We start from the raw sequence: 24,150 nt of genomic DNA, 5'->3' as shown, positions 1-24,150 counted from the left end.
AATCAGCTTAACTTAAAATAGTTTGCTTGGTACTGAACTATTGCGAATACTTTTCTTTGACCAACTGACGAAGAATTTTGCCTAAACTACTTCTTTCAAAACTATCAATTTGCTCTAACACTCTAGGCTGTTGATAATCAGTCAATTGCTGTAAACACAGTTTCTTTAATTCTGTTTCATTTACTGATGACGAGAGCGTCGTATAAACAACTTTTATTACCTCACCAAACTGAGAGTCTGGAATTGAAAAAGCCACGCAATCCTCAATGTCCGGATGCATTTTTATAACGGCTTCGATATCTTGAGGGTATACATTGATTCCGCCGCTTGAGATCAACTCTTTTTTACGGCCGACATAATATAAATAGCCTTGCTCATCAAGGTAACCTAAATCACCGGTTTTGAAAAAATCACCAAGATAATAAGCTTCTCGCGTTTTTTTCGGTAATTTATGATACCCGCTAAACCCGGTTGTTGTTTTACAACAAATTTCTCCAACTTCAGTTGCAGCTAATTCTTGGCCATGCTCATCGGTAATTTTCACAGTGACAAATGGTAGAGCATTGCCTACACTGCCGCTCAATTCAGGGTGTTCTGATACAGCGAAATCAGTCACAACACCAACCTCTGAAGCACCGTAACACTCGTGTAAGCGGCAACTAAGCAAAGAAAGTAAGCTTTGTTTACTCTCTTTATCTAATACCGCCGAAGAGGATACTAGGCAGCGTAAAGAGCTCAAATCATGCCCTTCAACACCGTTTTGAATTAAGCTTACTAATTGAGATGAAACGGCAAATAAAAAACTCACTTGGTGCTGTTCAATTGCTTGTAGCCATAGCTTCAAATTAAACTTTGGTAATACAACCGTTGTTGCACCAAGCATCAAAGGCATTAGCACACCACGCTGAGCTAGCGAGTGGTACATAGGAGTCGCTACGAGAATAACGTCATCGGACGTTAATCCGTAGTAGTTTATGGTCGCATCAAATGCTCTATTTACTTTACATGCTTGGCTCAACACTATTGGTTTAGGTTGACCAGTAGAACCAGAAGTCATGGTTAAGATGTAAGGTGCTTGCGTATCAATCGCATCAGTAAAAAAGCATTCTGCTTGAGCTTGTTGAACACAAAGCCAATTTGTTTCATTAGCAACACTTTGGCCTAATGTTATTAAATTTTCAGCTTCAATAAGATTATCTGCAAGAAGTGATTTGCTAATGGTCGGCCAAGCAATCACCTTAGCAACAGGGGTTTTCTTAAGAGCAACGGTCAGAGCAAGCCCTTTTAAGCTAACAGGTAACGGCACAGCGGCTAAACCTAATTTAGCGATTGCCAGCAGCGAAACAATAAATTCAATACCGTTAGGTGCAAATATTGCGACACGTTGGCCTTGCGTAACACCTTGTTTTAAAAAGTGGCTAGTAAGCTTAATAACTTGCTGATTTAATTCATCATACGTTACGCTTTGCTGTTGAAAAACGACAGCTACCTTAGTGGGAGTGTTAGCGACATTCGTAGCAAATAACTCATAAATACCTTTATCCACCTACTCACCCTTTTCCTACAAAATTAAAATCATCAATCGAAGCATTTGGAAATAAATGTTGGGTCACTGCCATTTTTTTCGCATCCCCTGCAATAGATTTAAATCCTGCTCGCTGATTAAGCAAATTTACAAACTTATTTTCTTTATTAATAACGGCTACCCACATTGCATCTGGGTATGTTTGCTCAGTCTCTTTTAGTTGCCAATCTAATACTAGTTGAGCATGGGCAAAATTAACATCGTCACTTGCTGCAAACCAGCCACCTATTAAATAATTTTGCTGTTCTATTTCATACAATTGATGCCAAACGTAAAGTAACGGCTTGCCTTTCACTTCCATAACATAAGAGTCGCGTCGATTAGCAAACCACCAGCAATAATGATCAAGTTGATCGATATCTTTTGTGATCGTCATTCGCCAAGCATTGTTCGGTAAGTTTCTCGCTGTCAAATAGCGGTTTATGTCCTGATCAACCACTCGCCTTAACGTGATTGTGTCGGTTAAATGCTGATACTGGCTTGCAATTAGATTGTTATTGGCTTGAGTAATCTGGCTAGAAGCGAGTTCTGAAGTAATTAACTTAGCAACACGACTTGCACCTTCGCCATCAATTTTTACCGCAACGTTTTCACGCATTAGGTGGATACGTTCTATATTTTGTAGCATTGCTAAAATTAGCTTTAAAACCTGTTCTGGCGGATAGTCAATTAAGTTTGCGATATGGAAATAATGCCCCAAATCATCTAATGCAGCTTGTTGATTTTCTTGATTCTTTGCGATTGAGAACGTTAACGCAGAGGTTTTAGTCGCAGCCAGCTCATACAAGGACGTGCCTAAAGCGCCAACAAACAAGGTACAGCTTTTATAGTAGTTTGCTAAACAACTAGGTGCTGCAATTAAATTTAATTGTGAGTGACCTAAAGCTAACTCATGTAGCTGAGTAACGGATGTAGCATTAGGGCCTATAATTAGATTAACTTTATACTCTGGCGCTGTTTCAAGAATTAATCGTATGATTTCAGTAAGCTGTTTCCAATCGCCACCACCGCCGAGAGAAAACATAAGCTCTTTATTTGAGCGCTCTGTTTGCACGCAGTTTCGATAAGCCCTAGACAGCATCGAAAAATCAGGACCAAGTAAAAAGTGTTGTGATTCAAGTGCTGTACTTTGATAACGAGACGAAGTCTTTTCAGCATTCCATTTACTATCGATAACCAGCTCTGCTAGATGCTCTCTTTCAAGATCATCGACCGCAATAATCGATGGCACATATTTAGCCATCTCTGATTCCCATTCAATATCAAACCGATAGCTATCAACAAGTAATTTATCAATGATGAGTTGTTGCTCGTTGAAAAGCTGAACACAGTTAGCAGCATCTTCTATCTGTGTTTTTGCATAGGGTAATAAATGTATATTTCCAAGTTCTTTAGTTAAATGATCCGACAATTGTGTATCGACTAATAAAACAACCTCTTCACCTAAACATTGCAACTCTAACGCGAGCCATTTGCAACGCATAAAGTGGCCCAAGCCACATAGTGTATCGACTCTAATTGCTATCATTTAACTTCACTAACGCAGTCGCTAAATTTCCTACTTTTGCGTTTTCACTGTCGACCATTAACTCTGGAGGAACAGCAATACCATATTCGGTTTCTAAGCTCATTATAAGGCTCAGTATTTCAAATGAGTCTAACGCCCCTGCAGCTACAAAGTCATATTCAGCAATGTCAGCATCTTCAACAAATACGCCGCGTTCTAATAAAAATTGCTGAACCGAATGGATTAAGTCTTGTTTCATATCGCTCATTTTAGATCACTCCAAGACAATTGAGTGCCACAACGTAATTCTTTATTAACTGTTCGTCCAATAAGGTTTGGAAGCTCTTTTGGCATAATTTCGCCGCCCCCAGGACGCATTTGTCTTAAATGCTCAGAGCTCAGCTGATCTCCAGCTTTAATATCTTTGATAATGTAAACACAGCGACGTGCTTTTGAAGCAACGGATGGATAATCAACTTTACCCAATGCTTTTTCAATTTGTCTCACTCCATGGACAAGGGCCTGAAGCTCCGATGGCGTCATTGAAAAAAAGCTATCTGCAGTATTATCTGTTTTATCTAATACAAAGTGCTTTTCTATCATGCATGCACCGACGGCAACTGAAGCCAGTGGCACATCATTTCCCAGTGTATGATCAGATAAACCCACCGGACATTCAAAAGCCTGTTGCATATGAGGGATAGTTCGCAAATTAATAGTCTCTGCAGGAGCGGGATAAGTGCTTGTACACTTCATCAATGCAAGTTCAGTAACACCCGCATCTTCAGCGACTTTTACCGCCTCAGCAATTTCAACTAACGTCGCACCACCTGTAGACATAATAACGGGTTTACCGGTAGCCGCTACATCACGAATTAATTGGTGGTCAATTAATTCCGGTGAAGCAATTTTATAGGCTGGAGCATCTAATTGTGCTAATAAATCTACTGCCGATTTATCGAATGGTGATGAAAAACAAGTAAGTCCAAGTTTTGCTGATAGTTCAAACAGTTCCGCATGAAAATCCCAAGGCATATAGGCTGTCTTGTATAAATCATGTAAGTACTGACCTTGCCATGGTCCCGTCGCTTCAAAGTGCGGAAGTTTACAATCCATGGTTAAAGTATCTGCGGTATAAGTTTGTAGCTTAATCGCATCAGCACCGGCTTCATGAGCGGCATGAACTAACTCTTTAGCTTTATTTAAACATTGACCATGGTTAGCTGACATTTCAGCGATGATATAACAAGGGTGATCGTGCCCTACCCATGTATCAGCTATTTTAAATTCTTTCTTAAACATTTTACCCAACTTGAACTTGTTCTACGTGCTCATTGATCTTAAGTATATCAGGATGAGAGCTTAGCATTTGTTTTAATTCATCAAATGTGAAATCAGTACGGTAATCGAATAAGCTATAAATAGCTTTAATTAACTCATAGTCAGCTGGCTCATCTAAAGTTAAACGCCAATGACTTAAATCATCGATGTTCTTATAGTCAGCCACTTTCATATTTCTGCAAATATATTGCGTCATATGCTCTTTTTCAAAATCTTCTGTTGCGCATTTAAAGGCTGATTTAAGCGCCTCAAATGTAAACACTTCTGTATCAAAACCATTAGGAAAACCACAGTGAGGGCCAGCCGAAATATAATCATACTCACTGCGCACACTATAGAAGTGGTCTATAACACGTGCGGTTTCAGTTAAATCAATAAGAGGACAATCACTGGTACAACGAACAATCACAGTATCTGAGTTTGCCTTTACAGACTGTGCAGCTAGGTAATAGCGACTTAATACATTGTTAGTGTCACCTTCAACGTATTTCACACCCAGTCGTTCACACAATTCAGTGATCGGTCGCTGAGTGCCATCATCTGTTGTCGCGATAATGATCTTCTCTTTAAAAGGAGCCAATCTTTCAAGCATCACTTCTAATACTGGCTTTGTTCCAAGAGGTAGCATTACCTTTTGAGGTAAACGAGATGACGTCATTCTAGCTTGAATTACAATATAAAAATCGTTGTTCAGAAGCTTTGAAACAAGCTGTTCAGTAAAAGTATTCAACAACTTAAAACTCCCATAACATTGTTAGACCGCCATCATTTCGACCATCATCTACAACTTTAAAACCTATTTTATAATAAGCCGAAACGGCAGCAGTATTTGCTGAGTCAACACCAAGCTGCATTTTAGTAATACCTAATTGCTGCTTTGCATGGCTTGCAAAACATTCAATTACTTCCTTTGCAACCCCTTTGCCATGCCACGCTTTTTCACCAATCAGAATACCCATTTCAACACAATCGCGGCTTTTTCCTTTGATGATAAACTTAATATTTCCAATATGCTCATCACTATCAAGAGTAAAAATGCCATAAAAATACACATCTTTATCTGCAAGCTGCTCTTCAATATATGCAACAAGGCCACTGTTAGACTCTGGTTTATTTAGGATGAATTCGCTAACACCTGAATTCAACCAGTTTAAATACTTAGCAGATGCATCAGCCGCTTCTAGGTATCTTAGTTTAAACCTATTTGAAGTCAGTAAGTTCATCTTAATTCAGCCTTTTAAAGCCCGAGGTTGATGGAATAACATGTGCCAGTAACTCTGGGTTTTCAATCGCATCGGCTATGGCCGAAAACGCATTATCAACCGCTTTTAAATAAGTCTCAACGTGGTGCTCTTTATGCGCATACATGCAGTAAAACATATTAGTTGCTAATACACCTTGCTCTAACATTTTCTCAATAAAGTAAGATTTAAGCGTCAAAAAGTTTTCATTCTTTAAACTAAAGTGGCAAAGAGCATCAATACCAGAAACATGAATTTCAAGGCCATGCTTTTGCGCTAAACTTAGCCAGCCATCCTTAATTTTTGCACCGATTACGGCTAGATGCTCATGGACTTGGTGTTGCTCGTAATAGTTGATCGTTGCTAATGCAGCTGTAGGCCCTACTCGTTCAGTCCACATAGTGCTAGATATAAAACTAGTTTGTGCTGCATCCATCCATTTAGACTTGCCTATGACGGCAGCCATAGCATAGCCATTAGCCATTGCCTTAGAAAAAACAGCGATATCAGGATTAATACCCAGCTTCAAATGCGATCCGCCACAGTTGATCCTAAAGCCCATAGATATTTCATCAATAATTAATGGGATATTTAATCGTGCTGCAATGGCCTCAACTTGCTGCCAGTATTCTTCAGATGGGGCAAAATTTCTCATTGGCTCCATCACGATAGCTGCAAGCTCTTCACCATTTTCAGCAACTAACTGCTCTAGCGCTTCGATATCATTAAAAGGAAAAGGGAGTGCTGTTCCTGCTAGCGCTTTTGGAACACCTTTAGGTGAAAGGCCAGGAATTAAATGGTCGTTAAGATTACTATTACTTGTAACATTGGCTGATAAGTACCAATCATGCCATCCATGATAACCACTAAAAGCAATTTTATCTTTACCTGTTGCTGCTCGTGCAATACGCACTGCGACAGTCATTGCTTCACCGCCACAACGGGCATATCTAACTTCTTCAGACCAAGGGTGTAATTCTAATAACTTCTCAGCAAGCTCAACATCCTCAGGGCAATTTAAGCTAGAACTAACCCCATTGCGAATAGAGTTAATTACCGCATCATCAACTTCATCTACCGCGTAACCAAGAATATTTGCGCCGATACCAGAAATAGACATATCTAGGTACTCATTACCATCAAGATCCCAAACTTGGCATCCTTTTGATTTAGCAAAATACCCAGGCCAAATGTTGGTGCTAAACATATCTGGTCGCTTAGAAAGCAATTGAGTTAAGCCAGGGATGATACTTTTAGCCTTACAAATTGTTAGATGTGATTTACTCATTTTAAAATTCTAACCTTCACTGTCATAGTTAAGTCTGAAATAAGGAACAACACTTCCCCCAAAGCTTAATTTAAACCATCCTCTCATAGGGCTATTAATCCCCTCAAGATCAAGTCGCTCCATTCCATAATCAGCTAGATAGGTTAAAGCCTGCCATATTACAGCAGTCCCTGTGTGAGCATCTCTCATCTTCGGATCATTTGCACCAAACAAATAATATGCAATTTTATTGAACCCTATTAGATAAACAGCATAACTACCTACTTTCCCTGCCTTATCAACTGCTTTGAACATTTTTATTATTCCATGAGCATCTAACGCCAATAACAGAGCCAATATTACATTTTCATCACTTTTATTAATTTCTATTGACTGGCGTTCCATCGTTAGTTTATAAAATGCAATAAACGCATTGTAATCTTTGCTAAGCTCAATGCTTACACCCTTTTTAAACCCATAACGAATTTCTTGCCGCCTTGATACAGATGCTTCTTTATACAATTTGTAATCACTAAAATCATGTTTGTTTCTGAACTCATTTAATTCAACTTGTGATGAAAAATTAACTTGAGATGTAAATTTTGCCAACTCAGAATGGTAGTTTATCCAAGATAGAGCTCTTATATCTTGAATCATCGGATTCAAAGTAAAACGTAATCGTTTGTATAGTTTTATTAGAGATTCACCAATGAACTGCTGAGCTTTAAACTGCTCTGAATTTGTTTGAGCATTATTTAATTGAGGGAAATCTTTGTAGATGATTCCATCATAAACAGCTAGTCCGTGCCCCGTAACTTCTCTCTCATCATCAGACAGAATTAAAACAACTCCCGCAACAATTTCACTACCTTTTTTACAAAAATAGCAATGAATTGGTCTTGATAGAGCATTAAGGAAGTAACTTAAGGAAAACGGAGAGCCAAACTTGGATGATTCAACAAACTCATCCCATTCATATCCTAACTGAACTTTTTCAAGCTGATATTTATCTAAAGATGCCATTTTTAAAATTCTTTATTACCCATTAACAATAACCCTTCATTTAATAACCTTTGTATAGTAGGGATTAAACTCAATGCATCCACACCTATTTTCTCAGCAATAGATATTAAATCTCTTTTTCCATCACAGTAAGCGATAAAATTAAGTAATGTCCGTACATCAGCATAATCTTCATCCATTTTACTTAAAGTAGGATATAGCCCCCTTTTACCAAGTTGAGGTTCACAGTAGGCAGATACCTTATAATATTTATTATGCTCTAAAAGTAATATCGATTTATAAGCGACTTCTAACCCTCCAGCCAATCCATCAGGAGTAACTAAATTAAGATCATCTAAAGATGTATGGTATTCAGGATACTCACCGTACTTAGTTCTCATGATTGAGCAAATAGGTAAATCGACACCAGGTGCACAATATTGCCTCTCATCACTTCCTCTATCAAGAAAAGAGTAAGACTTATAATTGTCCTGTGTATGATGAAAAAGTACATGCTTTGCGACTCTGTCAGATAAAGTATTTTCACTCCTTGAAGATAAATACGAATAAGCACGTTCATCACCAATGCATGTGAGTACGAAACCAGCTACAACATTCTCTTTTAATTTTTTTATATTGGCATGTATGAAACTGATTGAGCCTATAGTCTCCGGTACGAAAACAACTCGGTAACTGTAATAACGATTTTTTAGATCATTAATTAGCTGTGCTAAAGCAGTAGTTACTACAGGTCCTGACAACTCATTATTTGCCATTGATGGGTGGCATATATAAGTAGATATCAATACTTCTTTATCACTCTCACCTTTAATTAAAAGCTCTCCATAATTTAACTCACCGTCGATAAACTCAGAATCAATTACAACTTTATACTCATTTTTAACAAATTCTTTCATTTGCTGTTCAGAAACACAAAAACCCCACCTTTCCTTGTAATAAGATGTAACATAGGGAATTGCATTAGGTAAGTTTGGTAGTGAATAAAGATGAGGTAATAAGTTATCCCGAGAAATTGTTAAATTGACAGCCGTTGAATACCCAACTAAATGTAAATTGCTATTAACAAAATCAATAACTTTATTTCCATCCAGATCTGCAATGTAAGCTTCTTTAACATGCCACTCTTTCGGTATTGTCCAATCAAATACCTGAGTACCCGTTTTAACCCTCCGAACTTCCAAATCAGGTATTTGATGCTGTAAAAAACTCAATGTTTCTCTAACACCTGGGCCTAGAATGCTTCTACAAATAGGAAACAACGTGTGTGCCCATTGATGCATTTTCAAACCCAATTCATTTTTACTTTCTAAATTTATCATATGCACCAATATAATTAGCTCATCTAGTAATAAGACGCGTATCACTTATTAATAGCGAAATTAATTCATGAATTTTTTTTAAGAACAAGACTCCAACTAGCTGAGACTGAATCATTGCCTTCTATTTCCACCTGAGTATGTTCCAAATGTAGTAATTCAAAATCTTTGGTCAACTCCGTAATCAGCGGCTTATCAAAAAAGTGTACGACACCTACATTAGCAAACGGTCCAGTAAAATAATCACTTCGAACATAATCAACTGAACAAGCTTTGCCCTCGTTAAAACCTGAATGTTGAGTACTAAACCAGTCTAAAATAATAAGTAATCCACCCGTTTTTAGCTTACTATGAGCCAAAGATAAATAATTTCTAATACTTTGCGTATTATTATGAGTCGAAGCTGCACGATCAACCACTAAATCAAACTGATTTTTGAATGGCAGAGCTTCAGTGAAATCACCAACTACAAAGTTCTTTTTTACAGGTGCGAACGTATCTTTTAATTTCGAGATGATATGTTCACTACCATCAATACCATAATAGTTGTTGGTGTAGCTTAAAAAGAAAGGGATATTAGCGCCGGCGCCACAACCGACTTCAAGGACACTAAATTCATCATCAGCTAAGCTTAGTGGACTAAAGCGCAAGCACAGGCTAACGAGATTGCTCCAAGGCCAGATAGACAAGTGCTTATTTTCTCTGTAAAGATTATCCCAATGTAAAATAGAACTCATATTCTCTCCATTTATATTACAAGTTTGATGTATCGAAAACATGCTCGCTATACTTATTCCATTTATCTATATATAAATTAGGGGCTTCTCTTAAAAAATCACACCAAATAACTCTAATTTTCTCATAACACTCTAAAATATTATCATTTTCGCTGTATGAAAATAATAAGTTCACAATGACAGAGTTTACATAGAGCACTTCTCCCTCTAACAATAAATAATGATGGGAATATTGACTTTCTGTTAGGCAGGTTAAGTATCTAAATTGATATATAACTTGCTCAATTGCTTCAGTAACTGAGCTAGGATTAGGTTTCAAAATATCAGCCATTTCAATACATAGCTTAGAGAACTCTTCAAAAAATAAGTTTTTATCAAGTTCTAAACTTGTAACTGATGGTGAAAACAACTCATTACAAATATAATCTATTACATCTTCTTTTTTATAATCATGATTAATAATTATATTATCTGATTCTAAAGCTGTACTTCCCTCTAGCTTTGCTCCATCACTGCAATTATAGCAAGATATATCCTTGCCCTCATATGATTGCAATAAGTTTTCGATTTGCTTTTTTCCTGTATAAAGGAAATGGTCTGTCAATACCACATTTCGAAAATTCCCTTGCACTTCAAATTCATTGCCCATTGTAATGGGGTTATGAATAGCCTCACCTTCATTATTATAATACATACTAAATTTTGAATGGTGATTTTCAGGAGTAATGTAGCCATTATCCATACCAAACAAATATAAGTCTTTAAAACCTAAGGATAAAGCGTAACTTAACCCAAGATTGCCCACAAGAGGATTACAAAAAGCTAATGTTGGACTTGGTTCAAGATGAGATAAAATTTGCGATACTTGATATAGACAAGTTCCAGCCTCACGCCCTTTTAAAGCAACTCCAGACCATTTAAATAAGTCTGCAACTTCCGGGTGCATCACATTCAATGTAAGTAAGTTAATATTTTTCCTAATTTCTTCATCCAGATAAAAGTTTAAAAAATCAAATGTTTCTCTTGTACGTTCTAAGGCAATATGAAAGTCGGGTTTAATTCCGTTATTTAATAACGCAGTAGTAGCTGAATTGCATGAAAAGATTAAAACTTGATCTTTTAACTGCTTGATTACTTCTATGTCATTATCGAGGGATGGCCCATTTGCTATAATGAAAATAGGCATATTTTTATAAGGTTGGCTAGTAACTTTATCTGCACAAAAATGTGGTATCTTTTTTTGATCATTACCAATTGTATGAGCTAAACCCATAAGTTGATCATCAATAAAGCCCCACCCCATAAAGATACGATGAAACTCTTTTTTTAATTTATCAATTAACGAATTAATTTTAAATGAAGGATAATGCTGAAAGTAAAATGAATTTGCAATAGTAAAAGGACCAAGGTTTTTTGTTCTATTCAATAGAGCTTGATAAGTTTCATCATCTGATAAACCTATGCTTAAATACAAAGTAGCGCCACATGCATCAACTTTACCTAGATATGATGCCCAGTCAAAAGTAAACAAACTTGCAAAAAAGTAGTCCTCCTCTGGTTCAAATATATTTATAAACTCAGCATTTACTTTTTCAAATAATAAAGATAAATGGTATCCTAAGCCGACACCAAAAATAACTACACTAGGAATCTTATTACTTAGATCAGTTCCAAGCTTAAGGTTTTTTAAAGATGCTAAATAAGATTCACCAATCGATTTCATTAAGTCAACATGTACAAAATCAGCATCATTTTCTAAATGCACCAGAGATGAATAGTTTATGCTTGTTAAAATAGGCGATTCGATTGATTTTTGAACCTGCTCTACGACCTGGTTGAGAGGTTCACTATTATAGATAGGCACCTTTGTTGCGTAGTCAACTATATTTGCAGAACCATTTTCATTCAGAAATAAGTTGAACCTATCAGAAGGCTGATGAGAAGCAAATTTAGTTGCAATATCAGGGAAATATTTTTGTAATGAAGATATATTTTTTTTAAATAGATCATTAGCTTTATTGACAAATATTGATTCTTTTTCTTCTTTTTCTTCGAGGTTTTTTAACTTTTTTTGAATATCATCAAAATTTTTAAAATTCATTGTTCTATATGAGTCAGACATTTTGGTATTTCTTCAAGTTTTTTTGATTTTTTTGGTACTGTGCTAACTGCTCAAACGTTGATTTTTTTAACGCTGATACCTGATTAGTTAGATCTTGATGTTTATCTAATATAATCCGTAATTCTTCTGAATTTTTAAAACACCCACTTTCAACTGATTCTTTAAACAATATTTCGATTTGTTTATCTACATTTAATAGCCTCTCAAAGTTTTTCGTGTCTATAAGTGTTTCAAACTCATGAAAAAGCTTATCAAATTTAGCCAACATTTGCGTCTACACCATTATCCAAAAGTGTTTTTTCACGAACATCATGCGGAATAGCATCCCATGCTGACTTTATTTCTTTAAGGAGATTAGAAACCTCAACTACTATATCAACATCATTTTTTATGCTCGCATCTAACAACCTATCAATCATATAAGAATAAAGTGAGTATAGATTTTCGGTTACTTCACCGCCCACTTCAAAATCCAAACAACCTCTTAATGCTTCTAAAATAGCTGATGCTTTAGATAAATGCTCACTTTTAGCTTCATAATGTTTTTTTTCTATAGCAACTTTAGCTAGTACCATCTTTTCAATAGCGCCGGCCATCAACATTTGAATAATCTCATAACGGTCTGCACCAGCAACTCGTGTTTTGAGGGCCTCTTTTTGATAATTTTTAACTTTCGCGTTGTACATATTTCACCTTTCAATTCAAACAAAAAACCAACGATTACCATTAAGACGACTTAGTAAAGCCAGGGAGACTCGATAATTGAGCACTTAGGTACGTTTGAGTTGATTGCATTTGCGCTAACAACACATCTAAGCCAGCATATTGCTGGCGAAGCCTTGCTTCTAACTCTTCCATTCTATATTCGTGATTAATAACATCATCTTCTAGGTCATCAAGTTGAGAATTTAAGTTAGTTTCTCGTTGGTTCATGATTCCTTTAGAGTCTAAGTAATTGTCAAAAAGAGACTCTAACTGTTTTGCTATCCCATTTTCACCTGCAAAAGCCTTGCCAACATCGTCATAATTCTCATCCATAGCTTCATTTAAGCTACGGACTAGGCTAGACTTTTCCAAGTAACCATCTTTATCAACACCTAAACCGATATCAAAGATACTTGAAAATGGACCAGCATCCGTAATAGGTGTTGAAAGTGCATTTATTAATTGAGAATCGAATGAACGGATTGTTGAATCTGCATTTAGTGGTTTACCTACCCGCGTTTGTAAACCAATTTGACCAATTAGATTATTATAGTTCGCAATAAACTCATCGACTAAAGTCGTAACACTTTCAGTGTCTACGTCTACAGATAACTTTGCAGTTTCACCGTCAACACTTTGTCGCTTTGCAACAATTGTCATGTCTTGTACAGCATCTTTAAAGGTATTAGTATCACTGACAATCGAAATACCGTCGACTTTAATTTCTGCACTTTTAGCTTCATCACCGGCTGCAATTGCAATACCACCAGCAGTCACACCATCGTTAGCAAGTGTTGAAACATTATCAAGTTCAGCTGTATCGTTAGTAATAACTAAATCATTACCTGCCCCTGAGACATTTGATGTGAGGACTAACTTTGATTCTGTTCCCGTGTTAATGATATTCGCAGTAACGCCAAAGTTATCGTTTGAATCGTTAATTGCATCACGTAAATCAGCAAGCGTTGCACCCGCATCGAGTGTTAAGTCGAAACTCTTATCTCCAGCAGCAAAAGATAAAGTTCCACCAGAAGCGGTGACAACATCATCAGTTGAAGTAAATAGACCTGCATTTGAGGTAGCTCGACTACCTTGAGCGAGTTCAACCACTTCAATATTGAAGTCCCCAGGTGAAATATCAGATGTTGGTGTTACTGATATCAGATCGCCGTCATCACTGGTCGGTTGCTTAATGTTCGCAATACGCTTATTAAAGTTATCAATATCCGCCAATTTTTCTATTGTATCTTGCAGCTTAGACATTGCAGATTTCACTTCGCCTAGAGAAGAAAGCTCTACCTGTAAAGACTCTTCTTTTTCAGCGAGCGCTTGTAGTTTAGGGGTATTCTCAGCTGACAATGTCGCACTGATGATACTTTCCAGATCAAGTCCAGAACCAACCCCAGCAGATGTAATTAATGCCATAGTAATACTCCTAAAAGACTAATTGCTATGCTGTTCTATCGAACAACAAACCTTTATTGCTTAATTTATCGGCAAACTCTTCTAAAGCTTTAGCCACTTCACGAAATTCTTCTGTTGGAATTTCTCGAATTACTTCGTCATTTTCTTTATCAAGAACTTTGATAATGGGTGGCTCTCCCTTTTCATCAAATTCAAAAATTAGATTTGTTGATGTAACTGGGATATAGCTATTGAGTTTTTCAAGGTTTTGTTTTACTTCGGCAATTAGATCTTTTTTATCTTTTCGCTCATTGTTTTTTGAAACTTGTTCAATATCCACGGGCTCTCTACTAGCAATTTCTGTTCCTTTATTTGCTTTAATATCATCAATTTCAGCTTTTAAATTTGCAGAATTTCCACCAGTATTAAGGTTTTCATTAGACCTTTGCGTTGAATTAAGATCTATCATAGTAACACCTCTTAATATCTTACTCGGTAAGTATAAGCCACTTCGAAGCAAATTTCCTGAGCCTGAAGTGACTTATAAAACAAATATTAGCCTAGTAGTGAAAGTGCTACTTGAGGGCGTTGATTTGCTTGACTTAAGATTGATTGGCTAGCTTGTTGTAAGATTTGCATCTTAGTCAAGTTCGCAGTTTCCTGGGCAAAGTCTGTATCTTTAATACGAGATTTCGCTGCACTCAAGTTTTCAGAAATATTAGATTGGTTACGAATTGTTGATTGGAAACGGTTTTGTACTGCACCAAGTTCTGCACGTTTTTTATCAACTACGGCAATCATTGAATCCATACCAGCTAATACAGCTTGAGCATTCGCTTGCGACGAAACACTAATAGCTGTAGCAATGAATGTTCCTGCAAAGGTATATGCGTTAGCAGCTTCACTTATTGCACTTACACCATCTGCTGCTGCACTAAGTGACTCGTTAGAGATTGCTGACGCAATACTTGCAATACCTGATAATGTAAAACCACCTTCAGCTGAAATTGTGTTTGCAGTTCCACCTACATCTTTCATGCTAAACCCAATCGTTTGTACTGCGTCAGCACCAACCTGGAAACTTGCATTATAAGAACCGTCAAGTAAATTTTGCCCACCAAAGGTAGTATCTTCTGAAACGCGATTTACTTCTGAAGACAAAGAGCGAATTTCTTCTTGAAGTGCTAAGCGATCTTCATCTGTATTTGAACCGTTCGATGCTTGTTGTGCAAGAGTACGAATACGTTGGAACATTGATGTTACTTCATCAAGTGCACCTTCAGCTGTCTGCGCAAGTGAAATACCATCGTTCGCATTTCGATTACCTTGCGTTAAACCATTAACTTGGCTTGTTAATCGGTTGGCGATTTGCATACCTGCAGCATCATCACTTGCACTATTAATACGCATGCCTGATGACAAACGCTTAAAAGATGTATCTAGTGCATTTCCAGAATTCATTAACTGGCGTTGTGCGTTCAAAGAGCTCACATTTGTGTTTACATATAAAGCCATATTAGCCTCCGCTTTATCATTTTATAGCTAAACAGCGGGATACCCCTACCCTGCTATTTAACCGACATAGAGTCCTAGATTGATAGTTCTCTAAATCAGTTATCGTCTGATAAAACGAAAGCTTTAGCTTTATTTGTAAATTTTTTAACTAATTTTTAAATTTTAGCCTTGTAACAAGCTTAGAGCCGCTTGAGGTCGTTGATTTGCTTGACCTAAAATTGTTTGGCTTGCTTGTTGTAAAATTTGATTTTTAGTCAATTGAGCTGTTTCTAAAGCAAAGTCGGCATCTTTAATTCGTGATTTTGCAGCTGATAAATTTTCTGAAATATTGGCTTGGTTACGAATTGTTGATTGGAAACGGTTTTGCACAGCTCCCAGCTCAGCACGTTTTTTATCTACTACTGCAATTAATGAATCCATCCCTGCCAACACAGCTTGAGCATTTGCTTGTGATGAAACACTGATTGCACTCGCAATAAAAGTACCTGAAAAAGTATAAGCATTAGCGCTCTCACTTATTGCACTGACACCATCAGCAGCTGCACTTAAAGATTCATTAGCAATTGCTGAGGCTATACTTGCAATTCCAGATAATGTAAACCCCCCCTCTGCAGAAAGGCTATTTACTGTCCCTCCTACATCTTGCATGCTGAAGCCAATCGCTTGAACTGCATCAGCTCCCACTTGAAAGCTTGCTGAATAGCTACCATCTAATAAATTCTGACCCCCAAAAGTAGTATCCTGGGCAATCCGGTTTACTTCTTCAGATAATTGCCTAATTTCTTCTTGGATAGCTAAACGATCTTCATCTGTATTTGAGCCATTTGCAGCCTGTTGTGATAGAGTTCTAATTCGTTGGAAAGTCGATGTAATTTCATCCATCGCCCCCTCTGCAGTTTGCGCAAGTGAAATACCATCATTGGCATTTCGGTTACCCTGATTTAAACCAAGAATTTGTGATTGTAGGCGGTCAGAAATTTGTAAACCAGCAGCATCATCAGCCGCACTGTTAATACGTAGACCTGATGAAAGACGCTTAAACGAGGTATCTAAATCACCACCGGTTCTATCTAGTTGTCTTTGTGCGTTTAGTGCACTAACGTTAGTATTTACATATAAAGCCATAATATACTCTCTTCTTATCTGTCAAAGTAAAGCCACTTTTTAAAAGTGAACTTGACAAAGTGACCCTTACAGCGGCAATTCTAAGTCGCCTAGGGCAAAAAACTGCCACTTTGCTGATTAGTTAATTAACTTGAAGTAAATAGAGCAATTAATAGGCCAACTATTAATTGAGATAAAAAAGTAATGAAAAAAGGCTCCATTTATAGGAGCCTTAAGAGAGATAAGTTTAAGAGTGGGTTCTAGTGCACGAATTATGGCATAATTTGTGCTTTGTATTTTATGTTCTTACAAATGTTAGAACACTACTGTCAGGATTTTGAGCGCCTCCGCTTTATAATCCTATCTTAGCGCCTTTGTTAATACCCCATTAGACAAAGGCGCTTTTCTTTAAGTCAAAGTTTTGACTTCACTTTAACTCAAATTCCCAACTATTAACCTAGTAAGCTTAATGCAGCTTGAGGACGTTGGTTAGCTTGACTCAAGATTGTTTGGCTTGCTTGTTGTAAGATTTGCATCTTAGTTAAGTTCGCTGTTTCTTGCGCAAAATCGGTATCTTTAATTCGAGATTGTGCAGCACTTAAGTTTTCAGAGATATTCGATTGATTACGAATTGTAGATTGAAAACGATTTTGTACCGCACCTAATTCTGCACGCTTTTTATCAACTACCGCAATCATTGAATCCATACCAGCTAATACAGCTTGAGCATTCGCTTGCGATGAAACACTAATAGCTGTAGCAATGAATGTTCCTGCAAAGGTATATGCGTTAGCAGCTTCACTTATCGCACTTACACCATCTGCTGCTGCACTAAGTGACTCATTAGAGATTGCTGACGCAATACTTGCAATACCTGATAATGTAAAACCACCTTCAGCTGAAATTGTGTTTGCAGTTCCACCTACATCTTTCATGCTAAACCCAATCGTTTGTACTGCGTCAGCACCAACTTGAAAACTTGCTTTATAGCTACCGTCGAGTAAATTTTGACCACCGAAAGTAGTATCTTCTGAAACACGGTTAACTTCTGCAGATAATGAACGCATTTCTTCTTGAAGTGCTAAACGATCTTCATCTGTGTTAGAACCATTTGCCGCTTGTTGAGCTAATGTACGCATACGTTGGAACATTGAGGTTACTTCGTCTAGTGCACCCTCAGCAGTCTGCGCTAGCGAGATACCGTCGTTCGCGTTACGGTTACCTTGGTTAAGACCGTTGATTTGTGATGTTAAACGGTCAGAAATTTGTAGACCAGCCGCATCGTCAGCTGCGCTGTTGATACGAAGACCAGATGATAAACGCTTGAATGAAGTATCAAGTGAGTTACCAGAATTCATTAATTGTCTTTGTGCGTTTAATGAACTAACATTTGTATTTACATAAAGTGCCATGATATTTCTCCCGAAGTAAACTTATCATTTACTCTTAAACTTACTCTAATTAAGCGGTAACTGTTGTTTGTTACTCTGCTTGGTTAATTAAGTTATCGGTCCGCTCAAAAAATCCTTTAGTGAATTTTTAAACAATTTTTAAATTTTTATTTAATGCACTGTATTTAAAAAAGAAATACTTTATCTTTTTAACTAAACATGGCTCCTGGTTACCTTGAAAGCCGCTATCACGATGTGTTAATGAGAGTAAGAATACAATAAAGAGTGAGCTAAAAGCACTTTTAAAGTAGGAAGCTTAAGGTAGGTTTTGTAGGTTAAGCTTATTAACTAAGCTTAACCTACAAAAATTATAAATAATCAAATAAGGAAAGGTTAGCCAAACGGCCAAATGTTGCTTGTGCAGCTTGCAGTGATGTTTCCTGTTTGGTAAGTTCAGTAATCGCTTCAGCCATATCAAGCTCAACAAGCTCGGCTTTTGCAGCTCTGTTGCTAGTATCTAAGTCACCGTTTGATTGTTCAATTTTCTTGGCTGTATTTAAGCGACCACCCAAACCGGCCTGTACAAGTGAAACCTGATTTTTGGCATTATCGAGTTGTACAATGGCATCCGCTAAAACTTGATCAAACTCTTCCTGAGTTAAATTAGGATTGGTTAGTCCTGCTATCAGGTCATCCAAAGTATTTAACGCATTCTCTTTTTGTGGCGCTTCAAGATCAACATCAACTTGCCCATTTGCAACAGGCTCAATACTAACCTCCATGCCTTTATAAACGATTTTACCATCTTCAAAACTACCACTGTCAATTGTTACACCCGCTTGCTGTACCACATAAGTATTAGGTGTCCCTGTTGTAGTAATAAAGCTTAGTGTATTAGCATTTGCAGCGGCGGCAGGATCAGGGTTGTAATTAGCTTGATGGAATTTATCGAAATCAGCTTGCTCAGTCACATAAATTTTCGAGCTTGTGATACCGCCAGACACAGTGCCGTCGTTTGAGGCCACATTTAGGCGCGCATTTACTTTTTCGAATGTATCAAAACCATTGTCACTCGATTTGATTTCTACACCTTCAGCCACTTTGATTTTGTGTTGCCCCTGATCGCCGCCATATTCATAGCGACCAGACGTACTATTGTAACTATAAGAAGGGGTATTATCTTGATAGCCCGAAAAGATAAACTTACCGTCTTCGGTTTTTGCATTCATTAAATCAAGAACGGTGCTTTGTAGTGCCTTAACTTCTTCAGCAATACCTTCACGGTCGATATCACTATAGGCACCATTACCTGCTTGAATAGATAAAGTATAAGCAGACTCAAGTGCACCTTTAATATTTTGCAGCACACTTTCTTCTGTCGTCAGGCGGCTATTCAACATAGTGATATTTTTTGTGAACTGTTCATTACCCTGAATGCGATCGTTATAAAGTAAAGCGCGAGCCGTTGCTGAAGGATCGTCAGCAGCAGTCAATACACGCTTTTGGGTATTAACCTGCTCTTGTGCTTTATTAACGTTTTGCTGTGAGTTAAGAATAGAATTAAGGTTATTCTTATACATCATGTTATTTGAAATACGCATAATTACCTCGCCGCACTTAATAAGGTGTCAAAAATAGTACGTGCTGTTGAAAGTACCTGTGCAGATGCCGCATACGATTGTTGAAAACGCAGTAAGTTTGCCGCCTCTTCATCAAGGTTTACACCTGATAGCGATTCATACCAGGCTTCCGACTGATCAGCCAATGCTGTAAAGGCTGCGCCATTGGTTTGAGCTTGACTAGTCACAACACCAATATCAGTAACAATTCCAGAATATGCTTGATTAAAGGTTTTATGATTATCAGCAGTACTACTTGCTTCAACATTTTGACGAACTAGTTCACCATTTTGTAAATCAGCCAATAGCAAACCATTACGGTTATCATCAAAACCACCAGTGTTAAACTCAAGTGTGAAAGTGTCTCCTGTAGCTGGAGAGCCTTCGATATTAAAATCGAAGCCATAAGCATCATAAGGTGCTCCCGCTTGAGCAAGAATATTCTCAGCAGGTGGTGTAATAGTAAACGTTGATGTGCCGTTGCCATCTGTGATTTGATATTCGTTAGCATTCGCCGTTTTCACTAACGTGATATCGCCATTCGCCAAACTAGGTGGTGGGCCTACGGTAATACCCGTTGAGTTATCAATATCTGAGACTGTACCAGCAGAAATACTTGCGTCACTGGTGTTATTAATATCGTTCGCAGTTCGAATAGGTGATGCTAATGCTAAGTCTTCAGGGCGTTCCGTCGCAAGCTCTAGGCTCGTAGAAGCCTGAGAGTTCAACTTAACCATAAATTGGTCACCGGTATTGGCAGCACCCGATACATTGAGCTGTAAACCAAACGCTTCGCCGCCAGTGATGGTTGATGAATCAATCACACCTGCTGTCACATTCGCTGTTGACGCGGTGCCAATTGGTTCGCCTTTATTATCGATTGCCTGAATCTCAACAGTCGTAGCACTGGTATAAGTAACGATAAAATCACTTGCTGGCAATTCGCTGCCTTTACCTGGCTCAAGAGTTGCCGTCATTGTTGATGTGCCCGTGTTGGCTTGATAACCGAACGCATCAACGGTTGGAATAGCAAAAATATCACCACCAATTTCACCATTAGCGTCCATACCTAAGCTATTTTGTTGGTTAAAGGCATCAGCTAACGCTAACCCCATTTGACCTAGCTGGTTTTGCGCTGGCACTAAAATGTCGTCACGAAATGCCAATAATCCGCCTATTTTGCCTTTCAACTTACTCACATCAACTTCAAGCGGCACAGCTTTGCCACCGTTTACATCAAGTTTCAGCTCTTTAAAGTTCGGATCAGGATCGCCACTGAATGAAAACAAGTTAAATGTACCACTTTGCATGACAAGAGCTTGGCCTGAGCCTAAATACACTTGCTTTTCGCCGTTATTACCATCTAGGGTTTCAATATCAATCAGCTCAGATAAGTCACGAATCGCTTTATCGCGTTCATTGTATAAACCACTTGATACTGACTCACGATCAGTACCATGAACCGACGCAATCTTAGTATTCAAATCACTGATATTTTGGATCAGGTTATTTGCTTCTTCAGAAAAAATCTCTAGCTGCTCATTTACCACTGCTTTTTGGTCAACCACAATGCTCGATAATCTGTCCATTTGATCAATTAAGTTTTGTGCATCAGTCATGACCAGTGAACGAGCTACTGTTGATGACGGTTGATTTAAGCTTTCTTGTACATTGTTAAAAAACGAATTGACACTCGTTGATAAGCTGTTTGACTCTTCAGAAAACAAGCTATCTACACGGCTTGCTTCAGTCACAAATTGATCAAAGAATGTTTTATTAGAGGTATCTCTATTTAATTGCTTCTGCGCAAATTCATTCAGTAAGCGATACGTTTCACCACGACCCACTTGGTTGTCGATCATGGTTGTGAACTCTGTACGCTCACGCACATAGCCCTCGGTATTAACGTTGGCTATGTTTTTACTGGTGGTTTGTAAAAGCTCAGAATTAGCTCTTACACCGGCATTTGCTATGTCATATAAGCTAAATGACATCAGGGTCTACTCCTTAACGTACCAATGAAGCAGCGACACTTTGAAGCTCAACACGCTTCAATACCTGCTTAATTTTATCGGCATAATTTGGATCAGTTGCATAACCTGCTTTTTGTAACGAATCTAAAAAGGCTGCAGGCTCTGCAGTATTATTGAGTGCTTCTTGATAACGTGGGTTTTCATTTAAGAAATCCACAAAGTCGTTAACACTGTCTTTAATCGATTGATAAGAACGGAAACTTGCTTGCTTTTTAACTGGCACGCCTTGTTCAAACTCAAGCGTGACTTTGCTCGCTTTATCACCTTGCCAGCTCGTATCCGATTTAATATTGAATAAGTTGTTACTACTTGTGCCATCAGCTTTACTGATAATGTGTTTACCCCAACCTGTTTCAAGGGCTGCTTGAGCAACCATCACAGCAGGATTTAAACCAATCCTCTTTGCAGCATTTTTTGCGTGCTCCCAAACAGAGCTAATAAAAGACTCCACATCTTCAAAGCGGTTTTCTGTTTGCTCGTTTGCTGTCGTATCTGCGACAGCTTGCGGTTCAGCCTTAACATCAGTTTTGCTATCAACCACACCGCTTGCCCGTTTATCACTATCAAAGTCAGCAGTAGTTCTAAGCACAGAACCAGGAGTAAACTTCTTACCGTCAGGCGAAAGCTGCTGCACTATCAAGTCAGCTAGGCCGAGCGAGCCATTAGATGAAAGCTCAACCGACATTTGTTGATCATGCATCTCTTCAAAAAACTTAACGCCGCTTGAATTAAATGGGCTGTCTTTATCTTCAAACGCTTCATTTGCTTTACGCATACTTTTAAGAAGCATTTGAGTGAAGATAGATTCGAATTGTGCCGCCGCTTTTTTCAGCGCCTCTTTTGACGCATCGCTAGAGGCATCACTTTTCAAAGCACTTTGACGTAATGAGTCTAAGTTACCTAAATCAAAAAAGTTTTGCTTGTCGAGATGATTAGTATCCATCAGCTTTTTGACACAATAGTTAATAATGAAAAATAAAATGCAAAAATTGCGCCAACAAAAAACTATATAAATGAATAGCTAATAACTGATATAGGAATGGAGTGACTTCAGAACAAAGATTTGACTGATATCTGTGAGCTAAATGATTTAATAACTACTAGAAACAAAAACGCGCTCGAAAGCGCGCTTTAATTTAAATGATAACCAGTTGCCCGTTTATCGCCCCCGCTTCTTTTAAAGCTTCTAGAATCGCCATTAAATCACCCGGTGCGGCCCCAACCTCATTGATGGCTCGAACGAGATCATCAAGATTAACACCAGGGTTAAATACAAAAGCACGTGAGTCATCTTCATTAACATCAATAATGCTTTGATTTGTGACGGCGGTTTCACCTTCACTTAATGCATTTGGTTGTGACACATTTTGCTGCTCAGCAATAGTGACCGTCAAACCACCGTGCGTAATAGCCGCAGGCTGCAGCTTCACATTTTTACCAATCACAATTGTACCAGTGCGCGAGTTAACAATAATTTTTGCAGCGGTGTCTGCCGGCTTAAACTCTAAGTTTTCAAGAGTAGACAAATACGCAACACGTTGAGATGCATCACGCGGTGCCAATACACGAACTGAGGCTGCATCGATTGCCTGCGCGCTATCAGGGCCAACTAAATCATTAATTGTTTGCTCTAAGCGTTTTGCCGTTGTGAAATCAGGGCGGTTTAAATTAAAGGTAATGTAGTCACCTTGCATAAACGGGCTCTTAATAGCACGCTCTACAATGGCACCGTTTGGAATACGACCTACCGTTGGCGTGTTAATAATGACCCGGCTACCATCAGCTCCTTCAGCACCTAGACCACCAACAACTAAGCTGCCTTGTGCAATCGCATACGTATTACCATCAACCCCTTTTAAAAAGGTTTGTAATAAGGTACCACCGCGTAAACTACCTGCACTCCCGATAGACGAAACCGTAATATCTATGGTTTGCCCTGGTTTTCTGAATGCTGGTAGCTCTGCATGAACAGCAACGGCTGCAACATTTTTAATTTTAGGTTTTAAGCTATCTGGTAAAGTAATACCAAAGCCATTTAACATGGCTTTAAAGCTCTGTTGAGTAAATCTGCTTTGTTCACCTGTGCCTGGCAAACCTACAACCAAACCATAACCGACTAATTGGTTTGCACGAACACCTTCAACCATAGATACATCTTTGACTCGCTCAGCCTGTGCAGAAAACTGCAGGCTAATTAAGCAAAGAGCGATGATGTATTTAAACCCATTCATGACTTTGTT

General features: G+C 38.1%; 22 protein-coding genes. All 22 read right to left on the bottom strand.

What is annotated here, in order from left to right; genetic code table 11:
• Positions 1-37: 37 nt before the first annotated feature.
• The 22 genes from J3455_RS04350 to J3455_RS04245 all read right to left on the bottom strand — a co-directional run bounded on the left by J3455_RS04350 (position 38) and on the right by J3455_RS04245 (position 24,141).
• Positions 38-1,546 carry a class I adenylate-forming enzyme family protein gene (locus J3455_RS04350; RefSeq protein ID WP_349561200.1) on the bottom strand — a complete coding sequence of 503 codons (1,509 nt, stop codon included), beginning with the start codon at positions 1,544-1,546 and terminating at the stop codon, positions 38-40.
• Positions 1,547-1,550: 4 nt separating this feature from the next.
• On the bottom strand, positions 1,551-3,113 hold the full coding sequence (gene pseG, locus J3455_RS04345) for a UDP-2,4-diacetamido-2,4,6-trideoxy-beta-L-altropyranose hydrolase (protein ID WP_349561198.1): 1,563 nt from the start codon (positions 3,111-3,113) through the stop codon (positions 1,551-1,553).
• Positions 3,100-3,360, bottom strand: a complete 261-nt coding sequence (locus J3455_RS04340) for a phosphopantetheine-binding protein (protein WP_062566791.1) — start codon at positions 3,358-3,360, stop codon at positions 3,100-3,102. The genes pseG and J3455_RS04340 overlap by 14 nt, the downstream gene beginning before the upstream one ends.
• Positions 3,357-4,394, bottom strand: coding sequence for a pseudaminic acid synthase (gene pseI, locus J3455_RS04335; RefSeq protein WP_167657927.1), 1,038 nt, complete (start codon positions 4,392-4,394; stop codon positions 3,357-3,359). Before pseI ends, J3455_RS04340 begins: the two co-directional genes overlap by 4 nt.
• Before the next feature lies 1 nt (position 4,395).
• Positions 4,396-5,166 carry a cytidylyltransferase domain-containing protein gene (locus tag J3455_RS04330; RefSeq protein WP_349561196.1) on the bottom strand — a complete coding sequence of 257 codons (771 nt, stop codon included), beginning with the start codon at positions 5,164-5,166 and terminating at the stop codon, positions 4,396-4,398.
• Position 5,167: 1 nt separating this feature from the next.
• Entirely contained in the window at positions 5,168-5,656 is a 489-nt protein-coding gene (locus tag J3455_RS04325; RefSeq protein WP_130052090.1) for a GNAT family N-acetyltransferase, read from the bottom strand.
• A gap of 1 nt (position 5,657) precedes the next feature.
• A complete protein-coding gene (locus J3455_RS04320) occupies positions 5,658-6,962 on the bottom strand; it encodes an aminotransferase class III-fold pyridoxal phosphate-dependent enzyme (protein ID WP_349561194.1) in 1,305 nt (434 codons plus the stop codon).
• A 9-nt stretch (positions 6,963-6,971) separates the two neighbouring features.
• The gene (locus J3455_RS04315) at positions 6,972-7,964 is read right to left on the bottom strand and encodes a GNAT family N-acetyltransferase (RefSeq protein WP_130052092.1); all 993 of its coding nucleotides are present in this window, start codon (positions 7,962-7,964) and stop codon (positions 6,972-6,974) included.
• Between the two features lie 2 nt (positions 7,965-7,966).
• On the bottom strand, positions 7,967-9,283 hold the full coding sequence (locus J3455_RS04310) for a DUF4910 domain-containing protein (protein ID WP_205987935.1): 1,317 nt from the start codon (positions 9,281-9,283) through the stop codon (positions 7,967-7,969).
• 65 nt (positions 9,284-9,348) lie between these two features.
• The gene (locus tag J3455_RS04305) at positions 9,349-10,017 is read right to left on the bottom strand and encodes a class I SAM-dependent methyltransferase (RefSeq protein ID WP_130052093.1); all 669 of its coding nucleotides are present in this window, start codon (positions 10,015-10,017) and stop codon (positions 9,349-9,351) included.
• 16 nt (positions 10,018-10,033) lie between these two features.
• Positions 10,034-12,139: a motility associated factor glycosyltransferase family protein gene (locus J3455_RS04300; protein ID WP_130052094.1), complete on the bottom strand. Its 2,106-nt coding sequence runs from the start codon at positions 12,137-12,139 to the stop codon at positions 10,034-10,036.
• Positions 12,132-12,407, bottom strand: a complete 276-nt coding sequence (locus tag J3455_RS04295; protein WP_130052095.1) for a hypothetical protein — start codon at positions 12,405-12,407, stop codon at positions 12,132-12,134. Before J3455_RS04295 ends, J3455_RS04300 begins: the two co-directional genes overlap by 8 nt.
• Positions 12,397-12,825 (bottom strand): flagellar export chaperone FliS, encoded by a 429-nt coding sequence (fliS, locus tag J3455_RS04290; RefSeq protein ID WP_130052096.1) that lies wholly within the window; start codon positions 12,823-12,825, stop codon positions 12,397-12,399. The genes J3455_RS04295 and fliS overlap by 11 nt, the downstream gene beginning before the upstream one ends.
• A gap of 40 nt (positions 12,826-12,865) precedes the next feature.
• The gene (gene fliD / locus J3455_RS04285) at positions 12,866-14,269 is read right to left on the bottom strand and encodes a flagellar filament capping protein FliD (protein WP_130052097.1); all 1,404 of its coding nucleotides are present in this window, start codon (positions 14,267-14,269) and stop codon (positions 12,866-12,868) included.
• Between the two features lie 25 nt (positions 14,270-14,294).
• A complete protein-coding gene (locus tag J3455_RS04280) occupies positions 14,295-14,717 on the bottom strand; it encodes a flagellar protein FlaG (RefSeq protein ID WP_130052098.1) in 423 nt (140 codons plus the stop codon).
• A gap of 86 nt (positions 14,718-14,803) precedes the next feature.
• Positions 14,804-15,763, bottom strand: coding sequence for a flagellin N-terminal helical domain-containing protein (locus tag J3455_RS04275; protein ID WP_130052099.1), 960 nt, complete (start codon positions 15,761-15,763; stop codon positions 14,804-14,806).
• 162 nt (positions 15,764-15,925) lie between these two features.
• Entirely contained in the window at positions 15,926-16,888 is a 963-nt protein-coding gene (locus tag J3455_RS04270) for a flagellin N-terminal helical domain-containing protein (RefSeq protein ID WP_130052100.1), read from the bottom strand.
• Between the two features lie 431 nt (positions 16,889-17,319).
• The gene (locus J3455_RS04265; RefSeq protein ID WP_130052101.1) at positions 17,320-18,279 is read right to left on the bottom strand and encodes a flagellin N-terminal helical domain-containing protein; all 960 of its coding nucleotides are present in this window, start codon (positions 18,277-18,279) and stop codon (positions 17,320-17,322) included.
• Positions 18,280-18,626: 347 nt separating this feature from the next.
• The gene (gene flgL / locus J3455_RS04260; protein ID WP_349561189.1) at positions 18,627-19,859 is read right to left on the bottom strand and encodes a flagellar hook-associated protein FlgL; all 1,233 of its coding nucleotides are present in this window, start codon (positions 19,857-19,859) and stop codon (positions 18,627-18,629) included.
• 2 nt (positions 19,860-19,861) lie between these two features.
• A complete protein-coding gene (gene flgK / locus J3455_RS04255; protein ID WP_167657915.1) occupies positions 19,862-21,871 on the bottom strand; it encodes a flagellar hook-associated protein FlgK in 2,010 nt (669 codons plus the stop codon).
• A gap of 13 nt (positions 21,872-21,884) precedes the next feature.
• Positions 21,885-22,853, bottom strand: a complete 969-nt coding sequence (gene flgJ, locus J3455_RS04250; RefSeq protein ID WP_349561187.1) for a flagellar assembly peptidoglycan hydrolase FlgJ — start codon at positions 22,851-22,853, stop codon at positions 21,885-21,887.
• Between the two features lie 193 nt (positions 22,854-23,046).
• The gene (locus J3455_RS04245; RefSeq protein ID WP_130052105.1) at positions 23,047-24,141 is read right to left on the bottom strand and encodes a flagellar basal body P-ring protein FlgI; all 1,095 of its coding nucleotides are present in this window, start codon (positions 24,139-24,141) and stop codon (positions 23,047-23,049) included.
• Positions 24,142-24,150 lie beyond the last annotated feature (9 nt).

The sequence above is a fragment of the Pseudoalteromonas sp. NFXS39 genome (assembly GCF_040148775.1).
Classification (GTDB): Bacteria; Pseudomonadota; Gammaproteobacteria; order Enterobacterales; family Alteromonadaceae; genus Pseudoalteromonas; species Pseudoalteromonas apostichopi.
Note: the sequence above shows the minus strand (reverse complement) of the source record. Positions and strands in the feature narration are given on the sequence as shown.